The organism is Mannheimia glucosida, from assembly GCF_046267875.1.
Classification (GTDB): domain Bacteria; phylum Pseudomonadota; class Gammaproteobacteria; order Enterobacterales; family Pasteurellaceae; genus Mannheimia; species Mannheimia glucosida.
This window is the reverse complement of record NZ_CP176502.1, coordinates 596,439-622,728: the sequence shown is the minus strand read 5'-3', so window position 1 is coordinate 622,728 and position 26,290 is coordinate 596,439. Positions and strand designations below refer to the sequence as shown.

Annotated in this window: 23 protein-coding genes; 15 read left to right on the top strand and 8 right to left on the bottom strand. The window is 40.9% G+C overall.

Features of this window, described 5'->3' with window-relative positions; translation table 11 throughout:
- Positions 1-37: 37 nt before the first annotated feature.
- The 6 genes from ACJ7Z2_RS03075 to ACJ7Z2_RS03050 all read left to right on the top strand — a co-directional run bounded on the left by ACJ7Z2_RS03075 (position 38) and on the right by ACJ7Z2_RS03050 (position 5,146).
- Positions 38-430 carry a VOC family protein gene (locus ACJ7Z2_RS03075; RefSeq protein WP_409500756.1) on the top strand — a complete coding sequence of 131 codons (393 nt, stop codon included), beginning with the start codon at positions 38-40 and terminating at the stop codon, positions 428-430.
- The gene (locus tag ACJ7Z2_RS03070; protein WP_409500755.1) at positions 431-1,300 is read left to right on the top strand and encodes a DMT family transporter; all 870 of its coding nucleotides are present in this window, start codon (positions 431-433) and stop codon (positions 1,298-1,300) included.
- Between the two features lie 15 nt (positions 1,301-1,315).
- On the top strand, positions 1,316-2,029 hold the full coding sequence (sfsA, locus tag ACJ7Z2_RS03065) for a DNA/RNA nuclease SfsA (RefSeq protein WP_409500754.1): 714 nt from the start codon (positions 1,316-1,318) through the stop codon (positions 2,027-2,029).
- Positions 2,030-2,089: 60 nt separating this feature from the next.
- Entirely contained in the window at positions 2,090-2,611 is a 522-nt protein-coding gene (hslV, locus tag ACJ7Z2_RS03060) for an ATP-dependent protease subunit HslV (RefSeq protein WP_021279477.1), read from the top strand.
- 255 nt (positions 2,612-2,866) lie between these two features.
- Positions 2,867-4,192: an HslU--HslV peptidase ATPase subunit gene (gene hslU / locus ACJ7Z2_RS03055; protein ID WP_409501100.1), complete on the top strand. Its 1,326-nt coding sequence runs from the start codon at positions 2,867-2,869 to the stop codon at positions 4,190-4,192.
- A 75-nt stretch (positions 4,193-4,267) separates the two neighbouring features.
- Positions 4,268-5,146, top strand: coding sequence for a VirK/YbjX family protein (locus ACJ7Z2_RS03050; RefSeq protein WP_409500753.1), 879 nt, complete (start codon positions 4,268-4,270; stop codon positions 5,144-5,146).
- Between the two features lie 59 nt (positions 5,147-5,205).
- On the opposite strand, the gene ACJ7Z2_RS03045 is transcribed toward ACJ7Z2_RS03050, so the two are convergent.
- The gene (locus ACJ7Z2_RS03045; RefSeq protein WP_409500752.1) at positions 5,206-5,922 is read right to left on the bottom strand and encodes an arginine ABC transporter substrate-binding protein; all 717 of its coding nucleotides are present in this window, start codon (positions 5,920-5,922) and stop codon (positions 5,206-5,208) included.
- A gap of 395 nt (positions 5,923-6,317) precedes the next feature.
- On the opposite strand from ACJ7Z2_RS03045, the gene ACJ7Z2_RS03040 reads away from it, so the two are divergent.
- The 4 genes from ACJ7Z2_RS03040 to ACJ7Z2_RS03025 all read left to right on the top strand — a co-directional run bounded on the left by ACJ7Z2_RS03040 (position 6,318) and on the right by ACJ7Z2_RS03025 (position 13,347).
- Entirely contained in the window at positions 6,318-6,821 is a 504-nt protein-coding gene (locus ACJ7Z2_RS03040) for a toxin-activating lysine-acyltransferase (protein WP_154703688.1), read from the top strand.
- Positions 6,822-6,836: 15 nt separating this feature from the next.
- Positions 6,837-9,698, top strand: a complete 2,862-nt coding sequence (locus ACJ7Z2_RS03035) for an RTX family hemolysin (protein ID WP_409500751.1) — start codon at positions 6,837-6,839, stop codon at positions 9,696-9,698.
- Positions 9,699-9,772: 74 nt separating this feature from the next.
- Entirely contained in the window at positions 9,773-11,899 is a 2,127-nt protein-coding gene (locus ACJ7Z2_RS03030) for a type I secretion system permease/ATPase (protein ID WP_409500750.1), read from the top strand.
- An 11-nt stretch (positions 11,900-11,910) separates the two neighbouring features.
- A complete protein-coding gene (locus ACJ7Z2_RS03025; protein WP_409500749.1) occupies positions 11,911-13,347 on the top strand; it encodes an HlyD family type I secretion periplasmic adaptor subunit in 1,437 nt (478 codons plus the stop codon).
- Positions 13,348-13,437: 90 nt separating this feature from the next.
- On the opposite strand, the gene ACJ7Z2_RS03020 is transcribed toward ACJ7Z2_RS03025, so the two are convergent.
- From ACJ7Z2_RS03020 to ACJ7Z2_RS03010, 3 genes are all read right to left on the bottom strand, one after another.
- Positions 13,438-13,980: a carboxymuconolactone decarboxylase family protein gene (locus ACJ7Z2_RS03020; RefSeq protein ID WP_409500748.1), complete on the bottom strand. Its 543-nt coding sequence runs from the start codon at positions 13,978-13,980 to the stop codon at positions 13,438-13,440.
- Between the two features lie 149 nt (positions 13,981-14,129).
- Entirely contained in the window at positions 14,130-15,641 is a 1,512-nt protein-coding gene (glpK, locus tag ACJ7Z2_RS03015; RefSeq protein WP_126301477.1) for a glycerol kinase GlpK, read from the bottom strand.
- Between the two features lie 3 nt (positions 15,642-15,644).
- Entirely contained in the window at positions 15,645-16,430 is a 786-nt protein-coding gene (locus tag ACJ7Z2_RS03010) for an MIP/aquaporin family protein (RefSeq protein ID WP_409500747.1), read from the bottom strand.
- 196 nt (positions 16,431-16,626) lie between these two features.
- Here ACJ7Z2_RS03010 and ACJ7Z2_RS03005 point away from each other — a divergent pair, with 196 nt between their 5' ends.
- Positions 16,627-17,001, top strand: coding sequence for a fluoride efflux transporter FluC (locus tag ACJ7Z2_RS03005; protein WP_015586980.1), 375 nt, complete (start codon positions 16,627-16,629; stop codon positions 16,999-17,001).
- Between the two features lie 47 nt (positions 17,002-17,048).
- Here the strand turns inward: ACJ7Z2_RS03005 and ACJ7Z2_RS03000 are convergent, their stop codons facing one another.
- Positions 17,049-18,371, bottom strand: a complete 1,323-nt coding sequence (locus ACJ7Z2_RS03000; RefSeq protein WP_409500746.1) for an anaerobic C4-dicarboxylate transporter — start codon at positions 18,369-18,371, stop codon at positions 17,049-17,051.
- Between the two features lie 148 nt (positions 18,372-18,519).
- Here ACJ7Z2_RS03000 and dapF point away from each other — a divergent pair, with 148 nt between their 5' ends.
- Entirely contained in the window at positions 18,520-19,344 is an 825-nt protein-coding gene (dapF, locus tag ACJ7Z2_RS02995) for a diaminopimelate epimerase (RefSeq protein ID WP_409500745.1), read from the top strand.
- 170 nt (positions 19,345-19,514) lie between these two features.
- On the opposite strand, the gene ACJ7Z2_RS02990 is transcribed toward dapF, so the two are convergent.
- Positions 19,515-20,057, bottom strand: coding sequence for an RBBP9/YdeN family alpha/beta hydrolase (locus ACJ7Z2_RS02990; protein ID WP_409500744.1), 543 nt, complete (start codon positions 20,055-20,057; stop codon positions 19,515-19,517).
- A gap of 124 nt (positions 20,058-20,181) precedes the next feature.
- Between ACJ7Z2_RS02990 and ACJ7Z2_RS02985 the strand changes: the two genes are divergently transcribed.
- A complete protein-coding gene (locus ACJ7Z2_RS02985; protein WP_154703675.1) occupies positions 20,182-20,505 on the top strand; it encodes a DMT family transporter in 324 nt (107 codons plus the stop codon).
- A 55-nt stretch (positions 20,506-20,560) separates the two neighbouring features.
- On the opposite strand, the gene xylB is transcribed toward ACJ7Z2_RS02985, so the two are convergent.
- The gene (gene xylB, locus ACJ7Z2_RS02980; protein WP_409500743.1) at positions 20,561-22,006 is read right to left on the bottom strand and encodes a xylulokinase; all 1,446 of its coding nucleotides are present in this window, start codon (positions 22,004-22,006) and stop codon (positions 20,561-20,563) included.
- Between the two features lie 144 nt (positions 22,007-22,150).
- On the bottom strand, positions 22,151-23,470 hold the full coding sequence (xylA, locus tag ACJ7Z2_RS02975) for a xylose isomerase (protein ID WP_409500742.1): 1,320 nt from the start codon (positions 23,468-23,470) through the stop codon (positions 22,151-22,153).
- A 241-nt stretch (positions 23,471-23,711) separates the two neighbouring features.
- On the opposite strand from xylA, the gene xylF reads away from it, so the two are divergent.
- Together xylF and xylG are read left to right on the top strand one after the other, a co-directional pair.
- Positions 23,712-24,713, top strand: coding sequence for a D-xylose ABC transporter substrate-binding protein (gene xylF, locus ACJ7Z2_RS02970; protein WP_409500741.1), 1,002 nt, complete (start codon positions 23,712-23,714; stop codon positions 24,711-24,713).
- Positions 24,714-24,775: 62 nt separating this feature from the next.
- On the top strand, positions 24,776-26,290 hold the full coding sequence (gene xylG, locus ACJ7Z2_RS02965; RefSeq protein ID WP_409500740.1) for a D-xylose ABC transporter ATP-binding protein: 1,515 nt from the start codon (positions 24,776-24,778) through the stop codon (positions 26,288-26,290).

The window sequence follows — 26,290 nt, the reverse complement described above, 5'->3', positions numbered from 1 at the left end:
AGTTTTACCAAAAATTTTTACACATTAAGGAAAAAAGATGACATCACCCATTTTAGGTTTTCACCACGTTGCATTAATTGTTTCCGATTACGAAAAATCCAAACATTTCTACACCCGCGTTTTAGGGGCGGAGATCATCGCAGAAACCTACCGTGAGCAGCGTGCCAGCTATAAATTGGATTTACGCTTTAAAGATGGTTCACAAATTGAATTATTCAGCTTTCCGGAAACACCACCTCGTTCCACCTCGCCCGAAACCTGTGGGCTTCGCCATTTAGCATTTCGAGTGGAAAATATTGAACACGCCATCACATTTTTAGAACAACATCAATTACCGCACGAAGGGATCCGAATTGATGAGATCACCGGCAAACGCTTCACGTTTTTCCGTGATCCGGACGATCTGCCGTTAGAGTTTTACGAGGTCTAAATGTTATATTTACTGATTGCAACCCTGATTTGGGCGAGCTCATTCATTGTGGGTAAAGTGGCGATTTCGGCTTTTGACCCTGTCCAAATTATGCAAATTCGGCTAACGTTGGCGGCATTTATCGCTCTGCCGTTTTTTATGCGTGGGTATAAAAAAATTCAGAAAAATCAGCGTATTAAAGTTTGGTTTATTAGTTTTCTCACTTTTCCGCTGTGCGTGATCTTACAATTTTCAGGCTTGAAATTAACTTCTGCCTCAAGTGCAGTGGCATTACTCGGGCTAAACCCGCTTTTAACTGTGTTAGTCGGCTATTTTTGTTTCAAAAAACAGGCAACTAGGCTCGATTTTATCCTAAGTTTATTTGCCTGCTTAGGGATTTTAATTATGGCATCGGGTAGCGATGATAGCGGTTCAATCAATGTATTAGGATTATTGCTTGTAACCTTAGGCAGTTTAAGTTTTATTGTGGGAATGTACCTCAGCAAAGAGATTCTGCAATCAGTAAAAGTGATCGATTTAACCAATGTTACGCTGGTGCAAGGGGCAATTACCGCCTTACCCGTTACATTACTTTTTGCCGAGAATTGGCAACTACCGACCAGTCTCTCCGCGTGGGCGAGTGTGGCATATTTGGGCATTATTTGTACCAGCTTGGCGATATTGTTGTGGAACAAAGGTATCAGCCAATCTTCCCCAATTCTGGCAGGCATTCTACTCGCCCTTGAACCTGTATTCGGGCTGTTAATGGCGCTAGTCTTTTTATCAGAGCGACTGAGCCTCATTACTTGGGTTGGGATTATTATCGTGATTTGCACTGCCTTACTCTCCGTTTTGCTGCCGATGATGAAAAGATACAAGCGGTCATTTTAAGAGGATTTTTTACCAATGCAGTTTCCCCCTCTTTCCCACGGCATTTTACTTCGCCGTTATAAACGTTTTCTTGCGGATATTCAGTTGCCAAATGGCGAACAAATTACCATTCATTGCCCAAACACAGGAGCGATGAGAGGCTGTGCGAATGTAGGCGACAAGGTTTGGTTTTCTACCTCTGATAACCCCAAGCGTAAATATGCCCACACTTGGGAGCTTACTCAAACGCAAGCTGGCGATTTTATTTGCGTAAATACCTTAAGAGCCAATCAACTGGTACAAGAAGCGCTGGAAAATCAATGGATTAGCGAGCTTGCCGATTATCAGCACATTCTGCCTGAACAAAAATATGGCAGTGAAAACAGTCGGATTGATTTTTTGCTCAAATCGGACCTTCTGCTGGATTGTTTTGTGGAAGTGAAATCTACCACCCTTTTAACCGAAAACGGTGTGGGAATGTTCCCCGATGCCAAAACCGAGCGGGGGCAAAAACATTTGCGGGAGCTGACGAAAATCGCTGAACAGGGCTTACAAGCGGTCATTTTTTTCGCTATTTTGCACACAGGTATTGAACGGTTTGAAGTGGCAAAGCAGATAGACCCCAAATATGCCGAATTATTCGCCCAAGCCATTGCACAAAAAGTGCAAGTTCTCGCCTATAAAATGGCAATTTCATTGGAAAACGGGCAACCTATTGCGGCAACCTTAACAAAGAAATGTGAGTTTTAAGCTTGAAAACACACAGCATATCCCCATATAAGCCAAAGTTTTTAAAAAGAAGGATTTAGTATGACAACGATTGTATGCGTGCGTAAAGACGGAAAAGTGGCTATCGGTGGTGATGGTCAGGCAACGCTTGGAAATTGTATCGAGAAAGGCACTGTGCGAAAAGTTCGCCGTTTGTATAAAGACAAAGTAGTGACAGGCTTTGCAGGCTCGACCGCTGATGCCTTTATTTTGCGTGATTTATTCGAGAAAAAATTGGAGTTACACCAAGGGCATCTAGTGAAATCGGCAGTGGAACTGGCAAAAGAGTGGCGTACCGAGCGTGCTTTACGCCGTTTAGAAGCGATGATGATTGTAGCAAACGACAGCGAGTTTCTACTGGTTTCAGGTTCGGGCGATGTGATTGAGCCGGAGCAAGATGTGCTGGCGATTGGATCAGGCGGTAACTATGCGAAAGCCGCTGCTCTTGCGTTATTACGTACCGAAAATAATTTATCTGCAAAAGAAATCGTTGCCGAAGCATTAAAAATTGCCGGCGATATTGATATTTACAGTAACCACAATCATGTGATTGAAGAAGTCTAGTTAAATAACGCTCTCCCCTTGTGGGACAAATGTTTACATTTGAACGTTGGCTTTGCCAACGGCTCCACAGGAGCGAGCGTAGCGAGTATTGAGACCGAAAAATATTTCGTTCAGAAATATTTTTCAGAGAGAGGGCTGTTGTAAAGCTTTTAAGAAAAAAGACCGCTTGTACCCCTCTCCCTGATTTTTCTTCTGAACAAAGAAAAATCTGTCCTTCTCCCACAAGGGGAGAGGGTAATTAATTTAAGGAATAACATTATGTCAATGACACCCCGTGAAATCGTCTCAGAATTAGACGCACACATTATCGGACAAAAAGATGCAAAACGTGCGGTAGCGATTGCTTTGCGTAACCGCTGGAGAAGAATGCAGTTGCCGGAAGATCTCCGCCAAGAAGTGACCCCAAAAAATATTTTAATGATCGGTCCGACCGGTGTGGGTAAAACCGAAATCGCCCGCCGTTTGGCGAAACTTGCCAATGCCCCGTTTATCAAAGTTGAGGCAACCAAATTCACTGAAGTAGGCTATGTGGGTAAAGAAGTGGATTCGATTATCCGTGATCTAGCCGATGTGTCGATGAAATTAGTCCGCCAGCAAGCGGTCGAAAAAAATAAAATGCGGGCGCAAGATGCGGCGGAAGATCGTATTTTAGATGTGTTATTGCCGCCGGCGAAAGATCAGTGGGGCAATGTGCAGGAATCTGACAATAATTCCACCCGCCAAACTTTCCGCAAAAAATTGCGTGAAGGGCAATTAGACGATAAAGAGATTGAAATTGACGTGGCGGCTCAAGTGAGCGTTGAAATTATGACCCCGCCGGGAATGGAAGAGATGACCTCGCAGTTACAATCGCTGTTTGAGGGAATGTCGCCAAGCAAAACCAAAAAACGCAAAATGAAAATCAAAGATGCGTTAAAGGTGATGCTTGATGAAGAAGCGGCGAAATTAGTAAATCCTGAAGAGCTGAAACAGCAAGCGATTGAAGCGGTGGAACAGCACGGTATCGTCTTTATTGATGAGATCGACAAAATCTGTAAAAAAGGCGAGCATTCAGGCGGTGATGTTTCTCGTGAAGGCGTTCAGCGTGACTTGCTTCCAATCATTGAAGGCTCAACCGTAAATACTAAGCACGGTATGGTGAAAACCGACCATATTCTGTTTATCTGCTCGGGGGCATTCCAAGTGGCTCGCCCGTCTGATTTACTCCCAGAATTACAGGGTCGCTTGCCGATTCGTGTGGAGTTAAAATCGCTTACCAAAGAAGATTTTGAGCGTATTTTAACCGAACCGAATGCCTCATTAACCTTGCAATATCGTGAGTTGATGAAAACTGAAGGCGTGGAGATTGAGTTCACGAAAGAAGGTATCAGCCGTATTGCAGAAAGTGCATTCCGTGTGAACGAGAAAACCGAAAACATCGGGGCAAGACGTTTACACACCGTGCTTGAGCGTTTGATGGACGGCATTTCGTTCGATGCCAGCGAACGCCGTGGTGAAAAAATCATCATTGATGAAAACTATGTTTCCGAAGCGTTAAATGACGTGGTGGAAAACGAAGATTTAAGTCGCTTTATTTTGTAGTTTTAAGTTATACAAGCGGTTATTTTAGCGAAAAATCTTGCGAATTAGCCGCTTTTCATATTGTTAGTTATAAAAATGAAAAATCTATACAAATGGCCTGCTGCACAATCGCTTTATCCAAATCAGGGAAAAAAGTCTTACGCAGGGAAACGTTTTCGTTACCGTCTTCGCTCTTGGTTGCATCATTCCAAAATCAAGCAATTTGAGCAGTTCGTTACACAAAATCCACAACTGATTCCGCTCTTAAATGCTCGACCAAATTACAGCTACCCCGTGGCTCATCGCTTTTTAGATAAGCGTTTTAGTGCAAAACAACGTTTGCAAAAGATTTGTGATAATTTGCTGTTTTTACCCCAAAATTTGGCTCATCTTCCACCTTTATGGCAACAAGCGGTTAATTTCGGGGAAATTATTGCAGATTTTGAGTTATGGCTTAACATCAATGAACATCAGCCGATGGAAGGTTTTTGGGCATTAGAACTTCGCCACAGACCGACCAATCAGTTAGTTTATTTATTAACATTTGGTAAGTTAGATGAAGCCTTGTTGATAGCCGTAATTCAAGGTCCGAATTTTGAGGGTTCAAAAGAGCTGGTGAAACAATTAACCAAAAGTTGTCACGGCTTACGCCCAGCCTATTTAATGGTTGAAGCGATGAAGGCTTTAACGGCTGTTCTTGGTTATCAGAGTTTGCTAGGCATTCCACAGAAATACCAGAATAAATCCCGCTGGGTGCAAAGTAAGCGTTATGTGGTAGATTACGATGCTATTTTTGCAGAATCAGGCGGAAAGCCGGGAAATTATTGGCAGTTGCCGCTTGAATTGGAAAGTAAAAAAATAGATGAAATTCCAAGCAAAAAACGCTCAATGTATCGCAAGCGCTATGAAATGCTGGCTAATTTAAAGCAAACCATGGAGCTTATGCTTAAAACTCATACTAGCTTAAATGGATAAATCAAAGAATACAAGCGGTCAAAATCTGCAAAACTTTGCAAAAAATGACCGCTTACAAGTTACTTGCCGCTCATCCATTTATCATAGATTTTTTGATATTCGCCATTCTCTTTAATCGTTTTTAATGCTGCATTGAATTGTTCAACTAATGCTTGGTTTTTCAAGTGAGTTGCAATGCCTAAACCATCACCGAAATAGCTTGGATTATTGATTTTCTCCCCCACAAAATCTAGCCCTTCGTGTTTTCTTGCCATCTCAGCCAATACCGGCACATCGCCAAAAATAGCATCAATTCGCCCATTTTGCACATCTAAAATAGCATTTTGATAAGAGGCATAAGATTTCACATTGTACTCTTTTTTCTCTTTTGCTAAATAGTGTTGGTAAGTAGTCCCATTTTGCACACCAATCGTTTTCACCTTAGCAAAATCTATATCTTTTTTCGCAATGAAGGCAGCAGAGCTTGGAAAGTAAGGCTCGCTAAATAATACTTGTTTCTTACGTGGTTCCGTAATACCCATACCTGAAATTGCAGCATCAAATTGTTTTTGTTTTAGGCTTTGGATTAAGCTATCAAAAGGTTGGCTATGGAATGTACAATTTGCATTCATCTCTTTACAGATAGCATTTGCAATATCCACATCAAAACCGATAATTTCTCCCTTCTCGTCAGTCATTTCAAATGGGGGATAGCTTGGCTCCATCACAAATTTGATATCTTGTGCCTGCGCAGTAACTACACACCCGAATAAAAGAGCCAAAAGTGTTTTTTTCATAAAAAGTCCTTGTGTTTTCATTATAAGAATTACCACTTTAACGCAGTTACTTTCTTAAAAAAAGTCTTCTTTTCATAAAGTTTGTTTTATGTCATACAAACACATCAAATTGAGATGTAGTTTCTCAATCCTCTTGATTCCTCTATCTCAAAAAAACAACCCAAAAGAAAAACAAAAAGTATATGTTACATTAATATTACAATGTAATTATTTTGTTTAATTTCCCTACATTTTGTATAACTTTAAAACATTTAATTTTATCTTCTGGCTATACAAAAGACAAAAAATATAATTAAAGCTACAAAAATAACAAAAACAACTGCACTTATATCAAAATGTGGTTATATTATGCTATAATTTTGGGTCTAATTTAGAATAATTATCGAGTGCAAATTATGAATCAATCTTATTTTAACTTACTAGGAAACATTACTTGGCTATGGATGAACTCCCCTCTCCACAAAGAATGGAGCTGTGAACTACTAGCACGCAATGTGATTCCTGCAATTGAAAATGAACAATATATGCTACTTATAGATGACGGTATTCCGGTTGCCTATTGTAGCTGGGCGGACTTAAACCTTGAGAATGAGGTGAAATATATTAAGGATATTAGCTCATTAACACTGGAGGAATGGCAGTCTGGCGATAGGCGCTGGATTATTGATTGGGTAGCGCCATTCGGACACTCTCAATTACTTTATAAAAAAATGTGTCAGAAATACCCTGATATGATCGTCAGATCTATACGCTTCCAACCAAACCAAAAATCAGTAGGAAAAATTTCTTATTTTAAAGGAGGTAAATTAGATAAAAAAACAGCAAAAAAACGTTTTGATACATATCAAGAAGAGCTGGCAACAGCACTTAAAAATGAATTTAATTTTATTAAAAAATAGAAGGAGACATCCCTTATGGGTAATAAACTTACTAATATTTCAACAAATTTAAAAAGTTCCTGGTTGACTGCTAAATCCGGTTTAAATAGAACAGGACAATCATTAGCTAAAGCAGGGCAATCTTTAAAAACCGGGGCAAAAAAAATCATCCTCTACATTCCAAAAGATTATCAATATGATACCGAGAAAGGCAATGGCTTACAGGATTTAGTTAAGGCGGCTGAAGAGCTTGGTATTGAAGTGCAAAAAGAGGAAGGAAACGACATTGCAAAAGCACAAACCAGTTTGGGCACAATTCAAAATGTGCTGGGTTTAACTGAGCGTGGTATTGTGTTGTCAGCCCCTCAGCTTGACAAGTTGCTTCAGAAAACTAAAGTAGGTCAAGCGATTGGCTCTGCAGAAAATCTTACAAAAGGTTTTAGTAATGCAAAAACCGTATTATCTGGTATTCAATCTATTTTAGGCTCGGTATTGGCTGGCATGGATTTAGATGAGGCATTACAAAAAAACAGTAATGAGCTGACACTTGCTAAAGCTGGTTTAGAGTTAACCAACTCATTGATCGAAAATATTGCTAACTCGGTCAAAACGCTAGACGCCTTTGGTGATCAAATTAATCAACTTGGTTCAAAACTACAAAACGTTAAAGGGTTAAGTTCTCTTGGCGATAAACTAAAAGGTCTGAGTGGTTTTGATAAAACCAGCCTTGGTTTAGATGTCGTATCTGGCTTACTGTCGGGTGCAACAGCTGCACTTGTACTTGCAGATAAAAATGCTTCAACATCAAGAAAAGTAGGTGCGGGTTTTGAATTGGCAAACCAAGTTGTTGGTAATATTACCAAAGCCGTTTCTTCTTACATTTTAGCCCAACGTGTTGCAGCAGGTTTATCTTCAACCGGGCCTGTGGCTGCTTTAATTGCTTCTACTGTTTCTCTTGCGATTAGCCCATTAGCATTTGCCGGTATTGCCGATAAATTTAATCACGCAAAAAGTTTAGAGAGCTATGCCGAACGCTTTAAAAAATTAGGCTATGACGGAGATAATTTATTAGCAGAATATCAGCGGGGAACAGGGACTATTGATGCATCGGTTACTGCAATTAATACCGCATTGGCTGCCATTGCTGGTGGTGTATCTGCTGCGGCAGCCGGCTCGGTTATTGCTTCACCGATTGCCTTATTAGTATCTGGGATTACAGGTGTAATTTCTACGATTCTGCAATATTCTAAACAAGCAATGTTTGAGCACGTTGCAAATAAAATTCATAACAAAATTGTAGAATGGGAAAAAAATAATCACGGCAAGAACTACTTTGAAAATGGTTACGACGCCCGTTATCTTGCGAATTTACAAGATAATATGAAATTCTTACTGAACTTAAACAAAGAGTTACAGGCAGAACGTGTCATCGCTATTACTCAGCAGCAATGGGATAACAACATTGGTGATTTAGCCGGTATTAGCCGTTTAGGTGAAAAAGTGCTTAGTGGTAAAGCTTATGTGGATGCGTTTGAAGAAGGTAAACATCTTAAAGCCGATAAATTAGTACAGTTGGATTCGGCAAACGGTATTATTGATGTGAGTAATTCGGGTAAAGCGAAAACTCAGCATATCTTATTCAGAACGCCATTATTGACGCCGGGAACAGAGCATCGTGAACGCGTACAAACAGGTAAATATGAATATATTACCAAGCTCAATATTAACCGGGTAGATAGCTGGAAAATCACAGATGGTGCAGCAAGTTCTACCTTTGATTTAACTAATGTTGTTCAGCGTATTGGTATTGAATTAGACAATGCTGGAAATGTAACTAAAACCAAAGAAACAAAAATTGTTGCCAAACTTGGTGCAGGTGATGACAACGTGTTTGTTGGTTCTGGTACGACGGAAATTGATGGCGGTGAAGGTTACGACCGAGTTCACTATAGCCGCGGAAACTACGGTGCTTTAACTATTGATGCAACCAAAGAGACCGAGCAAGGTAGTTATACCGTAAATCGTTTCGTAGAAACCGGTAAAGCACTACACGAAGTGACTTCAACTCACACCGCATTGGTGGGCAACCGTGAAGAAAAAATTGAATATCGTCATAGCAATAACCAGCACCATGCCGGTTATTACACCAAAGATACCTTGAAAGCTGTTGAAGAAATTATCGGTACATCACATAACGATATTTTTAAAGGTAGTAAGTTCAATGATGCCTTTAACGGTGGTGATGGTGTCGATACTATTGACGGTAACGACGGCAATGACCGCTTATTTGGTGGTAAAGGCGATGATATTATCGATGGTGGAAATGGTGATGACTTTATCGATGGCGGTAAAGGCAACGACCTGTTACACGGCGGTAAAGGTGATGATATTTTCGTTCACCGTCAAGGCGATGGTAATGATATTATTACCGATTCTGATGGCAATGATAAATTATCATTCTCTGATTCAAACTTAAAAGATTTAACATTTGAAAAAGTTAAACATAATCTTGTCATCACGAATAGCAGAAAAGAGAAAGTGACCATTCAAGACTGGTTCCGAGAAGCTGATTTTGCTAAAGAAGTGCGTAATTATAAAGCAACTAAAGATGAGAAAATCGAAGAAATCATCGGCCAAAATGGTGAACGGATTACCTCGAAGCAAGTTGATGATCTTATCGCAAAAGGTAACGGCAAAATTACCCAAGATGAGCTATCAAAAGTTGTTGATAACTATGAATTGCTCAAACATAGCAAAAATGTGACAAACAGCTTAGATAAGTTAATCTCATCTGCAAGTGCATTTACCTCGTCTAATGATTCGAGAAATGTATTAGTAGCTCCAACTTCAATGTTGGATCAAAGTTTATCTTCTCTTCAATTTGCTAGAGCAGCTTAATTTTTAATGATTGGCAACTCTATATTGTTTCGCACATTATGGAGTTGCCGTTTTATTTTATAAAAGGAGACAATATGGAAGCTAACCATCAAAGGAATGATCTTGGTTTAGTTGCCCTCACTATGTTGGCACAATACCATAATATTTCGCTTAATCCGGAAGAAATAAAACATAAATTTGATCTTGACGGAAATGGGCTTTCTTTAACCTCTTGGCTTTTAGCCGCAAAATCGTTAGCGTTGAAAGCGAAACACATTAAAAAAGAGATTTCCCGCTTACACTTGGTGAATTTACCTGCATTAGTTTGGCAAGATAACGGTAAACATTTTTTATTGGTAAAAGTGGATACCGATAATAACCGCTATTTAACTTACAATTTGGAACAAGATGCCCCACAAATTCTGTCACAAGACGAATTTGAAGCCTGCTATCAAGGGCAATTAATTTTGGTCACGTCTAGAGCTTCCGTAGTAGGTCAATTAGCAAAATTTGATTTCACCTGGTTTATTCCGGCGGTGATCAAATACCGAAAAATCTTTCTAGAAACCTTGATTGTTTCGATCTTTTTGCAAATTTTTGCCCTAATTACACCGCTATTCTTCCAAGTTGTTATGGATAAAGTACTGGTGCATCGAGGGTTTTCAACCTTGAATATCATTACGGTTGCCTTAGCTATTGTGATCATCTTTGAAATTGTACTAAGTGGTTTACGAACCTATGTGTTTTCGCATAGTACTAGCCGGATTGACGTGGAATTAGGGGCTAAATTATTTAGGCATTTATTATCATTGCCGATTTCTTATTTTGAGAACAGACGTGTTGGCGATACAGTTGCACGGGTCAGAGAATTAGATCAAATTCGGAATTTCCTTACCGGACAAGCATTAACCTCGGTGTTAGATCTCTTATTCTCTTTTATCTTTTTTGCCGTAATGTGGTATTACAGCCCAAAATTAACCTTGGTAATTCTTGGTTCATTGCCCTGCTATATTTTATGGTCAATTTTTATTAGTCCAATTTTAAGACGGCGTTTAGATGAGAAATTTGCCCGAAGTGCTGATAACCAAGCATTCTTAGTTGAGTCAGTAACAGCCATCAATATGATTAAAGCGATGGCGGTTGCTCCACAAATGACGGATACATGGGATAAACAGCTGGCAAGCTATGTTTCATCAAGCTTCCGTGTAACTGTATTAGCAACTATTGGGCAACAAGGTGTACAACTTATTCAAAAAACCGTTATGGTGATTAACCTTTGGTTAGGTGCACACTTAGTTATTTCAGGCGATCTTAGTATTGGGCAATTAATTGCCTTTAATATGCTGTCAGGACAAGTGATTGCACCGGTGATTCGGTTAGCACAGCTCTGGCAAGATTTCCAACAGGTTGGGATTTCTGTTACACGTTTAGGTGATGTTTTAAACTCGCCAACCGAACAATATCAAGGCAAATTATCACTACCTGAAATACAAGGGGATATAGCATTTAAAAATATTCGTTTTCGATATAAACCGGATGCTCCTACCATTTTAAATAATGTGAATTTAGAGATTAAAAAAGGGGAAGTGATTGGAATTGTCGGTCGTTCCGGTTCTGGTAAAAGCACACTAACCAAATTACTACAACGTTTTTATATTCCTGAAAACGGGCAAGTGCTTATTGACGGGCACGACCTTGCACTCGCAGATCCAAACTGGTTACGCCGTCAAATCGGGGTCGTTTTGCAAGATAACGTCCTGTTAAACCGCAGTATCCGAGAAAATATTGCACTTTCAGAACCGGGCATGTCGATGGAACGTGTGATTTATGCAGCAAAATTAGCAGGGGCTCACGATTTCATTTCGGAATTGCGTGAAGGTTATAACACTATTGTGGGTGAACAAGGTGCAGGGCTTTCAGGCGGGCAACGCCAACGGATTGCGATTGCACGAGCTTTGGTAAACAACCCGAAAATCCTGATTTTTGATGAAGCAACCAGTGCCCTCGATTACGAATCTGAGCATATTATTATGCAAAATATGCAAAAAATATGCCAAGGAAGAACCGTGATTTTGATTGCACATCGTTTATCGACTGTAAAAAATGCGGATCGAATTATTGTCATGGAAAAAGGGGAAATCGTTGAACAAGGCAAGCATCACGAATTACTGCAAAACAGTAACGGCCTTTATTCCTACTTACACCAGTTACAACTTAATTAAGAAGGAAAACCATGAAAATATGGCTTAGTGGTATTTATGAATTTTTCCTACGCTATAAAAACATTTGGGCAGAAGTATGGAAAATTCGTAAAGAATTAGACCACCCAAACAGAAAAAAAGATGAAAGTGAATTTTTACCGGCACATTTAGAACTGATTGAAACCCCGGTGTCTAAAAAACCACGCTTAATTGCTTATTTAATAATGCTGTTTTTAGTTGTGGCAATTGTGCTTGCCAGTGTAAGCAAAGTTGAAATTGTAGCGACTGCCCCCGGTAAATTAACTTTTAGTGGCAGAAGTAAAGAAATTAAACCAATTGAAAACGCCATCGTACAAGAAATTTTTGTTAAAGATGGGCAGTTTGTGGAAAAAGGACAATTATTAGTGAGCTTAACTGCATTGGGTTCTGAGGCGGATATCAAAAAGACTATTGCTTCACTCTCTTTAGAAAAGCTGGAAAACTATCGCTACCAAACATTACTGACTGCCATTGAAAAAGAGTCCTTGCCGGTGATTGATTTATCTAAAACGGAATTTAACGATTCATCGGAAGAAGATCGATTGCGCATTAAACATTTAATTGAGGAGCAATACACCACTTGGCAAAAACAAAAAATGCAGAAAACCTTAGCTTATAAGCGTAAATATGCGGAAAAACAAACCACATCTGCCTACGTTCGTAAATATGAAGGTGCTACACGTATTGAGCAAGAAAAGTTAAAGGATTTCAAAGCACTTTATCAACAAAAATCGTTATCTAAGCATGAGCTTCTCTCGCAAGAAAATAAGGCGATTGAAGCACAAAATGAGTTGGCAGTTTATCGTTCAAAATTAAATGAATTAGAAAATGATCTACTTAATGTAAAAGAAGAACTTGAGCTGATCACTCAATTCTTTAAAAGTGATGTGTTGGAAAAATTAAAGCAACATATTGAAAATGAACGTCAACTTCGGCTTGAGCTAGAAAAAAATAACCAACGCAGACAGGCTTCGATGATCAGAGCACCGGTTTCCGGGACGGTTCAGCAACTGAAAATTCATACCGTAGGAGGTGTTGTTACGACTGCTGAAACCTTGATGATCATTGTGCCGGAAGACGATGTGTTGGAAGCGACCGCCCTTGTCCAAAACAAAGATATTGGCTTTGTAACGGCAGGGCAAGAAGTGATTATTAAAGTGGAAACTTTCCCTTATACACGCTATGGTTATCTAACCGGTCGAATTAAACATATTAGTCCGGATGCAATCGAGCAACCTAATGTAGGCTTAGTTTTTAATGCAACAATGACTATAGATAAGAAGAATCTAACATCGCCTGATGGGCGAAAAATTGATTTGAGTTCAGGTATGACAATAACTGCTGAAATCAAAACCGGTGAACGGAGTGTAATGAGTTATTTACTCAGCCCACTAGAAGAATCTGTCACGGAAAGTTTAAGGGAACGCTAAAAGACAGTAGCATTAAGTACCTATTTGTTCGGTAGTCCTTAAAGAAAAAGAGTAAATTTATTTACTCTTTTTCTGTTTTTGAAAAACTTATTACGCAAAAGGCTGCAATTCAGGGTTAATTGGAGTTTCGGCAATATTGTTAACGTAGTTACATAATGTTGCCAAGCTCACGCCTAAAATCACATCAATCGCATTTTGTTGGTTGTAACCGGCAGCGAAAAATTCGTTTAATTGGGCTTCGGTTAATTTGGCTTTTTGTAACATCACTGCAAGGGTGAAGCGAGCCAGAGTGTCTAATTTGTTATCGTCTATGCGAGCCGTGGCACGTAAAGCATTTACCACTTCTTCAGGCATTTTTAATGCTTTTAAGGCAATTTTGGTATGACCTGCCACACAGAATCCACAGCCATTGACCACTGCTGCGGTAATTTGCACCACTTCACGCTCTTCGGCGGTTAAGCTGTTACGACCGTTAATACCACCCACGGTGCGATAAGTTTCCAATGCAGTGGGGGCGTTGGCTAATACGCCGATGAGGTTTGGAATAAAGCCGTTTGCTTGTTGTACTGCTTTTAATGCTTCTTGTGCCGCTTCAGGAGCGGATTCAATGGTGTGAATTTGAAATTGAGACATAAATGTTCCTTATCAGGTTGTTTATTGATGTAGCTCATCATAAAGAAAAGGCTAAGTCAGAACAAATCAAAATCACTATTTAATATAACTAAAAGATCTTAAAGGGAGTATAGTTGCCTATACTCCCTGTTTATGCGTAGGTTGAGTTTTTACTCTTCTGCGTCTTCTTTCGCCCATTCTAATGAACGGCGAACGGCTTTTTTCCAGCCTTTATAGCGTTTCGCCCGTTTTTCTTGGTCGCCGTCCGGTGTGAAGGTGCGTTCAATTTCCGCTTTGTCTTTCAGTTCTTCCAAATCTTTCCAGAAGCCGACAGCAATACCCGCAAGATAAGCTGCCCCTAAAGCAGTGACTTCTTTCACTTTCGGACGCTCCACTTTGGTGTCTAAAATATCGGCTTGGAACTGCATTAAGAAGTTGTTTGCGGTTGCACCACCGTCCACACGTAACGCTTGCAGTTTCGCTTTGGAATCAGACTGCATTGCTTCTAACACATCTCGGGTTTGGTAAGCGATAGACTCTAGGGTCGCACGCACAATGTGGTTACGGTTTGCCCCACGGGTTAAACCGAAAATTGAGCCTCGTGCATACGGATCCCAATATGGAGCACCTAAGCCGGTAAAGGCAGGAACAACGTAAACGCCATTAGAATCATCTTCTTTGGTAGCGAAATATTCACTGTCAAAACTATCGTGGACGATTTTCAGCTCATCACGCAGCCATTGAATAGAAGCACCGGCAATAAATACCGAACCTTCTAACGCATATTCCGGCTCGCCTTTTGCATTACACGCAATGGTTGTTAATAAACCGTTTTCGGATTGAATTGCAGTATTACCGGTGTGCATCAACATAAAACAACCTGTGCCGTAGGTATTTTTCGCTTGCCCCTCTTTCACACATAAGTGACCGTAAAGAGCGGCTTGTTGGTCTCCGGCAATACCTGATACCGGAATACGCACACCACCTTGACCGCCGATATTAGTTTGCCCGTAAACTTCTGATGAATTTTTCACTTCAGGTAACATTGAACGAGGAATATTGAGCAATTCCAACATTTTGTCGTCCCATTGTTTGGTGTGAATGTTAAACAACATAGTACGAGAGGCGTTTGTGTAATCGGTAACGTGTACCCGCCCTTGGGTTAATTTCCACACTAACCAAGTATCGACCGTACCGAACAGCAATTCACCACGTTCTGCTTTTTCTCTTGCCCCTTCTACGTTATCTAAAATCCACTTCACTTTGGTGCCGGAGAAGTATGGATCGACCACCAAGCCGGTCGTTTTACGAATATATTCCTCGTGTCCATCTGCTTTTAATTTATCGGTAATATCGGATGTACGGCGACATTGCCACACAATCGCATTATAAACAGGTTTACCGGTCTCTTTTTCCCATACAATCGTGGTTTCACGTTGGTTTGTGATCCCGATTGCGGCAATGCTATCCGGCTTAATACCAGCTTTTGCCACCACTTCATTTAAGGTGGAACTTTGGCTTGACCAAATTTCCATCGGGTTATGTTCTACCCAACCTGCTTGCGGATAAATCTGGGTAAATTCACGCTGAGCCACTTCAACCACATTGGCATTTTTATCTAATAAAACCGCACGAGAGCTGGTTGTACCTTGGTCGAGAGCGATGATATATTGCTTTTCCATAGATTACTCCTGAGTATTTGCTGGAAGATTGTTATGAATGAGGTTTTTATAACCCCAAGCACCGAATAATGCACCGCAGATTGGGGCGACAATCGGAATGATGAAATACGGAATTTCTTTTCCGCCTGTTAAAGCAATTTCACCCCAACCGGCAAGATAAGCAAAGAGTTTCGGACCAAAATCACGAGCCGGGTTCATCGCAAAACCGGTTAACGGCCCGGTTGCTCCACCAATTACCGCAATCAATAAACCGATGAGTAATGCGGCTAAGGCTTTATTCGGCAAGCCGTTTTTGTCATCACCAATCGCTAAAATGGTGGACATCAACACCGCAGTAATCACAAATTCAACGATGAAAGCGGTAACCAGTGTAATATTCGGGTTTGGATAGGTGGAGAACACACCAGCAAAGCCCACGGTTTCGCCCCGAGTAATGCCTTGAGCGACTTCCGCAGCCACAAAGAGATCGCTATACATAAAATAAATCAGTGCAACAGAGCAGAACGCACCGGCAATTTGTGCGATGATATAAGGTAGCACTTTATGCTTTTCAAAGCCGTAGAATGCGGCAAGTGCGATAGTGACCGCAGGGTTAAGGTGAGCACCGGAAATACCGGCAGAAATGTAGATTGCCATGGAAACACCAAGCCCCCAAACGATGGAAATTTCCCATAAACCGAAATTCGCACCGGCTAACTGAGCAGCAGCAACACAACCAGCACCAAAGAAAAGAATAAAACCTGTACCGATAAATTCGCCAATACAGGCATTACGTAAGGATTTGCTCATAAAGTTTCTCCTTAAGATGAAAATGATTGGAAAGTGATGAAAAAATGTTTGAATATGAACATATTTCGGAGTGATATTGCCAAAGCGGCATTTTTTAAGCAAATAGGAAGTTTCAAATTTGTGAAATCCATCACATTATTTTTCTAAATCACTCATTTTTAGGTATGATGTGAGAAAACGTTAGAGGAGGAAAATGATGTCTTCAATACTTATGATTTCAATCGGGGCGGTACTTGGAGCTATGTGCCGCTGGCAATTAGCCGTTTGGCTAAACCCGATACTCAGCCAATTCGCCTTTGGTACTTTAGCGGCAAATTGGCTTGGTTGTTTGTTAATTGGTATCGCAATGGGGTTTAACTTAGGCGAGAGCCAGCGGTTGCTGTTCATCAGCGGTTTTTTAGGCAGTTTTACCACCTTTTCCAGTTTCTCTTTAGAACTAACTGAAAAACTATTAGCAGAAAAATGGGGGCAGTTTGTGACAGTGCTGAGTTTACATTTAATCGGTGGGCTTTTGCTTACTTTGATAGGTGTAATGCTTGCAAGAGCCGTTACAAGCGGTCGTTTTTGCTGAAAGTTTTGCAAATGAAAAACCTCCCAAGCGGGAGGTTTTGCGAGCGATTAAAGTAGGATATTGGAAAGTAATAAACCAAATCCGATACTGAAAATCATACTAAGTAAGCCCGGTAACATAAAGCTATGGTTGAAAATATATTTACCGATACGGGTTGTGCCGGTGGTGTCGAAGTCAATCGAGGCAATAATCGGGCCGTAGTTCGGAATGAAGAAGTAGCCGTTTACCGCCACAAATACCCCGATTAGCACCGGTGCAGGAATGCCGATAGCAATCGCTACAGGGAATAAGGTTGCAACCGTTGCCCCTTGGCTGTTTACCAATACGGAAAGTACGAATAATGCGAAAGCAAATGCCCAAGGTGCGGTTTCAACTAAGCCTGACACCATTGATTTCACTTCATCCATATGGCCTTGCATTAAGGTATCGCCTAACCAAGCAATACCGAAAATCGCAATTACCGCACGCATACCGGCGTGGAAGACAGAACCTTTGGTAATTTCATTGCCGTCCGGTTTGCAGAAGAAGATAATCAACGCACCAATACTTAACATCACAATTTCAATTGTGTGTGCCATACCCATCGGTTTGCCGTCAAATACCGGGCGAAGTGAAGGCATTGCACCCATTAATACCACTAATAATGCACCGAATAGGAATAAGCCTACTGATAATTTTGCAGTCGGTTTTAACGGTAATTCGGTTGGATTAGCAGTAATGTGGTTTTCTTTCACATATTCAGGGTCTTGTAATAAGCGTTGATAATTTGGGTCATCTTTTAATTCCTTACCCATTTTATTCACAAATACACAAGCTAAACCTAAGCCTAATAAGGTCGCAGGAATAGTCACACTTAATACGTTACCCAATGTAATACCTTGCGGTTCAAGGAAGGCAACCACTGCGACTACTGCCGCGGCAATCGGGCTGGCTACAATCGCAAATTGTGAGGCGATAACTGCCATAGAGAGTGGGCGTTCAGGGCGAATGCCGTTGTGGCGGCTCACCTCTGCAATTACCGGCAATACTGAATAGGCAACGTGACCTGTACCGGCAAGCACGGTAAATGTCCAAGTTACAAGCGGTGCGATAAAGGTAATGTATTTCGGGTTTTTACGCAAAATGCGAGTGGCAATTTTGATCATATAGTCCAAACCACCGGCTGCTTGCATGGCTGCTGCAGCCGACACAACCGCCATAATCATAAACATTACATCAATCGGTAAACCGGCAGGTTTTAGCCCAAACCCAAATGAAAGAATGGCTAAGCCCAAGCCACCGAACACCCCTAATCCGATACCGCCTACACGGGCGCCAACCAAAATGCATAGTAACACTATGGCAAATTGGATAATAAACATCGCAGACATAATTTTTTGCTCCTAAATAAGTAAATGAAACTCTGTATTTGAAAAAATCTGCATTTTTCATCAAATTAATCGGCGCGTACTATATCAATAAATAAAACTAATCTCTATAATCTAAATCAATAAAATTTCTAATTAATTAAGGAATAATATGCAATTTTCAAAAATGCACGGCTTAGGCAATGATTTTATGGTGGTTGATGGTGTAACCCAAAACGTTTACCTTACCGAAGAGATGATCCGTACGCTTTCTGATCGCCATCGTGGTATCGGTTTCGACCAACTTTTATTGGTTGAACCGCCTTACGACCCTGAATTAGATTTTCACTATCGCATTTTTAATGCAGACGGCAGTGAAGTGTCGCAATGCGGCAATGGGGCGAGATGTTTTGCCCGGTTTGTTACGCTCAAAGGCTTAACCAACAAAAAAGACATTCACGTTAGCACCGCAAAAGGCAAAATGGTGCTAAGTTTGCAAGAAGACGGCAAAGTGCGTGTGAATATGGGCGAACCGATTTGGGAACCTTCGCAAGTGCCTTTTACCGCAAATAAATTTGAGAAAAACTATATTTTACGCACTGAGCTACAAACCGTGCTATGTGGCGTGGTTTCAATGGGGAACCCACACTGCGTGTTGCAAGTGGAAGATGTGAAAACTGCTCCGGTAAATGAACTAGGGCCTTTACTGGAAAGCCACGAACGTTTTCCTGAACGGGCGAACATCAGCTTTATGCAAGTGGTAAATCGTAACCACGTTAAATTACGGGTGTATGAACGAGGAGCAGGTGAAACCCAAGCCTGTGGCAGCGGTGCGTGTGGCACGGTTGCGGTCGGCATTATGCAAGGCTTACTGGACAACAAAGTGCAGGTTGATTTACCCGGCGGAACGCTGATCATTGAATGGCAAGGGATAGGGTATCCGCTGTATATGACAGGCGATGCCACCCATATTTATGATGGGTTTATTAAACTGTAAGTTTTCCCATAGGGAGACAAGCGGTTTATTTTTACCGTTTTTTTGCAAAATAGGGTTGGTTTATACAAAAGTACCAGCGTGGACGCTGGCACTATCAGACTGATGTATAACTTTTGTTTAAATTCAACTTATAGATGGTGCAAGCGTCCTCGCTTGTACCAAAACAGGTTTCACTCAAGTAACTTCTTCACCAACTCCAACACCACAGGTAATTCGGTAACACCTTCTCTATCCAAAAAATGCCCGCCTTGATTTAGCCGAATATAATCCGCTTGCAAATGTTGGGCGAGTGCATCGCTGTATTGATGATTCACGATCTTATCATCTAACGCACTTACCACATAGCTTGGAAAGCTCGACACGCTTGGCAAAATCGCATAATAGTTGGTAAAGGCAGCAAGTTCGGGCAAGTTTGCTACCGGTTGATAAAAACCCGACACAAACACCGCCCCTTTAATCTTGGCGTAGTTTTTAGCTAAAAAATTCAAAATCGCAATACAGCCTAAACTATGCCCGACAAAAACAGTTTGCTCGGTCAGTTCCACCTTTTTCTCAAGATGATTTAACCAGCCATCTAATGACGGATTTGCCGAATCCGGCATATTCAACCGCTCACAACTGATACCACATTTTGCTAATTCCTGCTCCAGCCAAGGAAACCAATGCTTATCGGCATTCGCCGTATAACCGTGTACGATATAAACCTGTGCCATTTCACACCTCCTGATTCACCAAAGATTGTACCATAGCTTAATCAGGAAAAAACAAGCGGTGATTTTTTTAAATTTTTTTGCAACTCGGGTAAAATAGCACGCATTTACGCAACAGAGGTCATCAATGAACGTTTGGATTTTACTTGCGATTTCCATCTGCCTCGAAATCGCTGCCACCAATTTACTCAAATTAAGCAATGGTTTCACCAAAGCCGTGCCGACTATTGGCTCACTCGCCTTATACGGTTTATCTTTTTACTTTCTCTCGATTATCTTCCGTACCCTGCCGGTCGGCATTGTGTATGCAGTTTGGTCTGGCGTAGGCATTGTGCTGACTGCTATTGTGGCTTATTTTGCATTCGGGCAGAAAATTGACCTGGCAGGCTTGATTGGTATTACCTTAATTTTAGCCGGAGTATTGGTGATTAATTTATTTTCGAAGGTGTGATGCAAGCGGTTAATTTTCTGCAAAATTTTGCGAGGAAATGACCGCTTGTCCGTCTTTATAAACCCTTCAACCGCCGGTAAAGCTCCACAAATTTCCGGCGCTTTTCTTGATATTCTGCATAGCGGGCAAGGTTTGGTTGGTAAACCTGTTCCAGGGGTAACGGCTGACAGAACGTAGCAATATCCTGATTTGGGTTTAACGCAATTTGAGCCAATTTCGCCGCCCCTAATGCCGGGCCGACATCGCCACCGGTGCGGTATTCAAAGGTTTTACCGCTAATATCGGCGAGTAGTTGTCGCCAGTACGCACTTTTTGCTCCACCGCCAATTAATGCAATATTGTCAGCAATTACACCAGTTTCGTGGAGTACCTCAATCCCTTCAGCCAAAGCGAAACTTACCCCTTCAATCACGGCTTTTGCCATCGTTATTTGGTTGTCGTTATGGCTTAATCCCCAAAATACGCCTTTCGCATAAGGGTCATTATGCGGTGTACGCTCACCTGATAAATAAGGTAAGAAAATAACATCAGATGCCGTTTGGCTTGCTTCAACCTGTTGGAATAAGGTCGATACATCTTTTAGTCCCAATGATTTTACTGCCCAATCTACCGCAGAAGCGGCACTTAATATTACTGACATCAGATGCCAACGATCAGGTAAAGCGTGGCAAAAACTATGCACTGCTTTTTGCGGATTAGCCTGAAATTTATCGCTCACTACAAAATAAACCCCTGAAGTCCCCAATGAGAGCATAGCTTGCCCGGTTTGGTATAAACCAATACCGATTGCACCGGCGGCATTATCGCCACCGCCTGCCACAATCGGCACAGATTTCATTTTCCATTGCTCGGCGAGCGTTGGGCGTAAATAACCTGTGATTTGATTGCCTTCAAACAGTTTCGGCATATTTTCAATGTCTAATCCGCAAGCGTTCAGTAGCGATTTGTTCCAATTCCGTTTACCCACATCAAGCCACATTGTACCGGAAGCATCAGACATATCAGAGGCATATTCGCCGCTCATCAACAAGCGGAGATAATCTTTCGGTAGCAAGACTTTGCTGACTTTTTCGGCAATATCGGGCTGGTGTTTATCAACCCAACGCAATTTCGGAGCGGTAAAGCCCGGCATCATCAGGTTGCCTGTAATTTCACGGCTATTTGGCACAAGCTGTTCTAACTCTTCGCATTCCAAAAAACTGCGCCCGTCATTCCATAAAATCGCAGGGGAAAGAACATTATCTGCGTTATCTAGTAAAGTCGCTCCATGCATTTGCCCGGTTAAACCAATCGCTTCTACTGCTTGTAAATCTTGAGTAGCGGAAAGTTCTAACATCGCTTCATTGGTGGCATTCCACCAATCTTGCGGATTTTGTTCAGACCATAATGGCTGCGGGCGGGAAATAGGCAGTGATTTTTGTGTGATGGCAATAATGTGTTGATTTTCATCGAGTAACACAACTTTCACACCCGACGTGCCGAGATCGATTCCAATGTACATAAATATTCCTTAAACCGTAGGGGCGAATCAATATTCGCCCTTTTATTATTTGATTTGGGGCGAAAAATGTTTCGCCCCTACGGGAACCTATAAAACAAGCGGTCATTTTTTGCAAATTTTTTACAAAAAACAACCGCTTGTAGATTAACGGTAAATATAGCTATTTACCAAGTTTTCTAAGTATTCTTGCTGGCCTGAAACAGGTTTCGGATCTAAACTTTGGGTTTCCACAATTTTCGCTAACTCTTCTAAACTTGCTTTACCGTTTAGAATTTGCTGACCTAAGTCTTTGTTCCAGCCTGCATAACGGTTATCCACCACTTTTTGCAATGCTTGGTCTTCAATCATTTTCGCTGCACGTTTGAGTGAAAGGGCTAACACATCAATCGCCCCGATGTGTGCGTGGAATAGATCATACGGATCGGTACTCTGGCGGCGGATTTTCGCATCAAAGTTGAAACCGCCGGTCGTAAAGCCACCTGCTTTTAAGATTTCATACATCACAAGGGTGTTTTCTTCCACGCTGTTCGGGAATTGGTCGGTATCCCAGCCTAATTGCGGATCGCCACGGTTCGCATCGATAGAGCCGAAAATATCTAATGCTGTTGCAGTGGCAATTTCGTGTTGGAAAGTATGTCCTGCAAGGGTTGCGTGGTTTGCTTCAATGTTTACTTTGATCTCTTTTTCTAGACCAAACTGTTTTAAGAAACCGTAAACGGTGGCAACATCGTAGTCATATTGATGTTTGGTCGGTTCTTGCGGTTTTGGCTCAATTAATAAAGTGCCGTTAAAACCGATTTTGTGTTTATGCTCTACCACTAACTGCATAAAGCGACCGATTTGTTCACGCTCACGTTTTAAGTCGGTGTTGAGTAAGGTTTCATAACCCTCACGACCGCCCCATAATACATAGTTTTCACCACCTAAGCGTTTGGTGGCGTTCATTGCGGTAAAGACTTGTGCTGCCGCCCACGCGAAAACTTCCGGATTCGGATTGGTTGAAGCACCCGACATATAGCGAGGATTGGTGAAGCAGTTCGCCGTACCCCATAATAATTTCACGCCTGTTTCAGCTTGTTTTTGCTCTAAAATATCCACAATAGTGTTGAAATTGTGCTGATATTCTTTGAAATTGTTGCCTTCCGGTGCAACATCCACATCGTGGAAGCAGTAGTAAGGAATGCCTAATTTTTGGAAAAATTCAAAGGCAATTTCCGCTTTTTGCTTCGCACCTTGCAGTAAATCCCCCGTTTTTTGCCAGCTTCTGTCAAGCGAACCCACGCCAAACATATCGTTACCCGTCCAGCAGAAGGTGTGCCAATAGCAAACCGCTAAACGCAGATGTTCTGCCATCTTTTTACCTAAAATAACTTCATTTGGGTTGTAATGTTTGAAGGCGAACGGATTGGTTGAGTTTGCCCCTTCAAATTGGACTTTCGAGATTTTGTCAAAATAGTTAGACATAATAATGCTCCTCTGAATTGGAAAAATAATCTTTCGGTAACATCATCGGAAAATTATGCAAAACCTTCAATTACGATATTTCGTTTTTGGATTTCGATTATTGGTTAATGTGGCGTAGATCACAAAAGTGAAAAATCATAATGATATTAATAAATATGATAATTGAACTTCATTTGAAATAAGCCCAGACTGCTTACGGGCGAAAAAGATGCTCACATTTTCATAACCAATGAGGTGAACTATGAAACTTAAGTCTAAATTATTAGCCGTTGCTGCGGCGACTTTAATGGCACTCAGCAATGCTTCTGTTGCTAAAGATCTAAAAATCGGTATGTCAATTGATGATTTACGCTTAGAGCGTTGGCAAAAAGACCGAGATATTTTTGTGAATAAAGCGGAAAGCTTAGGAGCAAAAGTCTTCGTTCAATCGGCAAATGGCGATGCAACCGCACAAATCTCACAAATTGAGAATATGTTGAATAAAGATATTGATGTATTGGTGATTATTCCGTTTAACGGCGAAGTGTTATCCAATGTGATTGCCGAGGCGAAGAAAGAAGGTGTTAAGGTACTTGCTTACGACCGCTTAATCAATAATGCCGATGTGGATTTTTATGTTTCATTTGATAATGAAAAAGTAGGTGAATTACAGGCTAAAAGTATTGTTGAGCAAAAGCCGGAGGGGAATTATTTCCTAATGGGTGGTTCACCTGTAGATAATAACGCTAAGCTGTTCCGTAAAGGTCAAATGAAGGTGCTACAACCGTTAATTGACAGTGGCAAAATTAAAGTGGTGGGCGATCAATGGGTAGATTCTTGGCTTGCTGAAAAAGCATTACAGATTATGGAAAACGCACTGACTGCTAATAAAAACAACATTGATGCAGTTGTAGCTTCAAACGATGCAACCGCAGGCGGTGCAATTCAAGCGTTAAGTGCCCAAGGGTTATCCGGCAAGGTTGCAATTTCCGGACAAGATGCAGATTTAGCCGCAATTAAACGTATTATTGCCGGTACACAAACGATGACGGTGTATAAACCAATTACCAATTTAGCCGACAAAGCTGCCGAAATTGCCGTTGTATTAGGTAAAAATGAGAAAGTAGAAAGCAATGCTCAATTAAATAACGGTATGAAAGAAGTACCGGCATATTTATTAGAGCCGGTTGTTGTAACTAAAGAAAATATTGATGACACGGTGATTAAAGACGGCTTCCATACCAAAGATGCAGTATATAAATAAATCACTTTAATTTATCGAAATGGCGAGGTTTCCTCGCCATTTTTGAAAATAAGGGGCTAAGTATGGCGAAATTATTAGAAATGAAGAACATCACTAAAAAATTCGGTGAGGTTGTGGCATTAAATAATATTTCAATTTCCCTTGAAACCAGTGAAATACTTTCTTTATGTGGTGAAAATGGTTCAGGCAAATCAACGTTAATGAAAGTGTTATGCGGCATTTATCCTGCCGGTGAGTATGAAGGGGAAATCTATTTTTCCGGCGAAAAACTGATTGCCAAAAATATTAGAGATACTGAAGAAAAAGGTATTTCGATTATTCACCAAGAATTGACCTTAGTAAAAAATATGTCAATTTTGGAGAATATGTTTTTAGGTAATGAAATTACCCATTCAGGCATTACAGATGACAATGAAATGTATCTGCGTTGTAAAACCTTACTTGAACAAGTGCAGTTGGATATTGACCCAAACACCAAAGTAGGAGAGCTAGGCTTAGGGCAACAGCAGTTAGTCGAAATTGCCAAAGCATTGAATAAACAGGTACGGTTGTTGATTTTAGACGAACCTACCGCCTCGTTAACTGAAAAAGAGACCGAGATTCTGCTGAGTTTAATTAAAGATTTACAAGCTCACAATATTGCTTGTGTTTATATTTCACACAAATTGAATGAAGTGAAAGCCATTTCCGACAAAATCTGTGTCATTCGAGATGGCGAACATATTGGTACTCGCAATGCAGAGGGAATGAGTGAAGACGATATTATTACGATGATGGTTGGGCGTGAAATTACCTCGCTCTACCCACACGAGCCACACAATATTGGTGAAGAAGTTCTTCGAGTTGAAAACTTAACGGCTTGGCACCCAACTAATACACATATCAAGCGGGTTGATAATGCTAATTTTGTGCTACACCAAGGTGAAATTTTAGGGGTTGCCGGTTTGGTTGGTTCAGGGCGAACCGAGATGGCACAATGTATTTTTGGTTCTTACCAAGGAAAATATCAAGGTGATCTTTTTCTGCATAACCAACCGATTAAAATTAAAAATTGTGTGCAAGCGATTGAAAATCATATTGTAATGGTGCCGGAAGATCGCAAAAAACACGGCATCATTCCAATTATGGGGGTGGGCAAAAACATAACTCTCTCTTCATTGCCGCAATTTTGTTTTGGCAAAAAAGTAATAAATGAACCGCTGGAAGAAACCATTATCAACCAATCTATTGCAAAACTGAAAGTGAAAACTTCCTCGCCTGAATTAGCAATTGGACGGTTAAGTGGCGGTAATCAGCAAAAAGCAATTTTGGCAAAATGCCTATTGCTTAACCCTAAAATCCTGATTTTAGATGAGCCGACCCGTGGTATCGACGTGGGAGCAAAATATGAAATTTATAAGCTCATCAACCAATTAGCTAAAGAAGGTATGGCAATTATCGTCATTTCCTCCGAATTACCTGAAGTTTTAGGCATTAGTGATCGTGTATTGGTTATGCATCAAGGCAAAATTAAAGCAGATTTGATTAACCAAGACCTTACCCAAGAAAAAGTAATGGAAGCGGCACTCAAGGAGTAA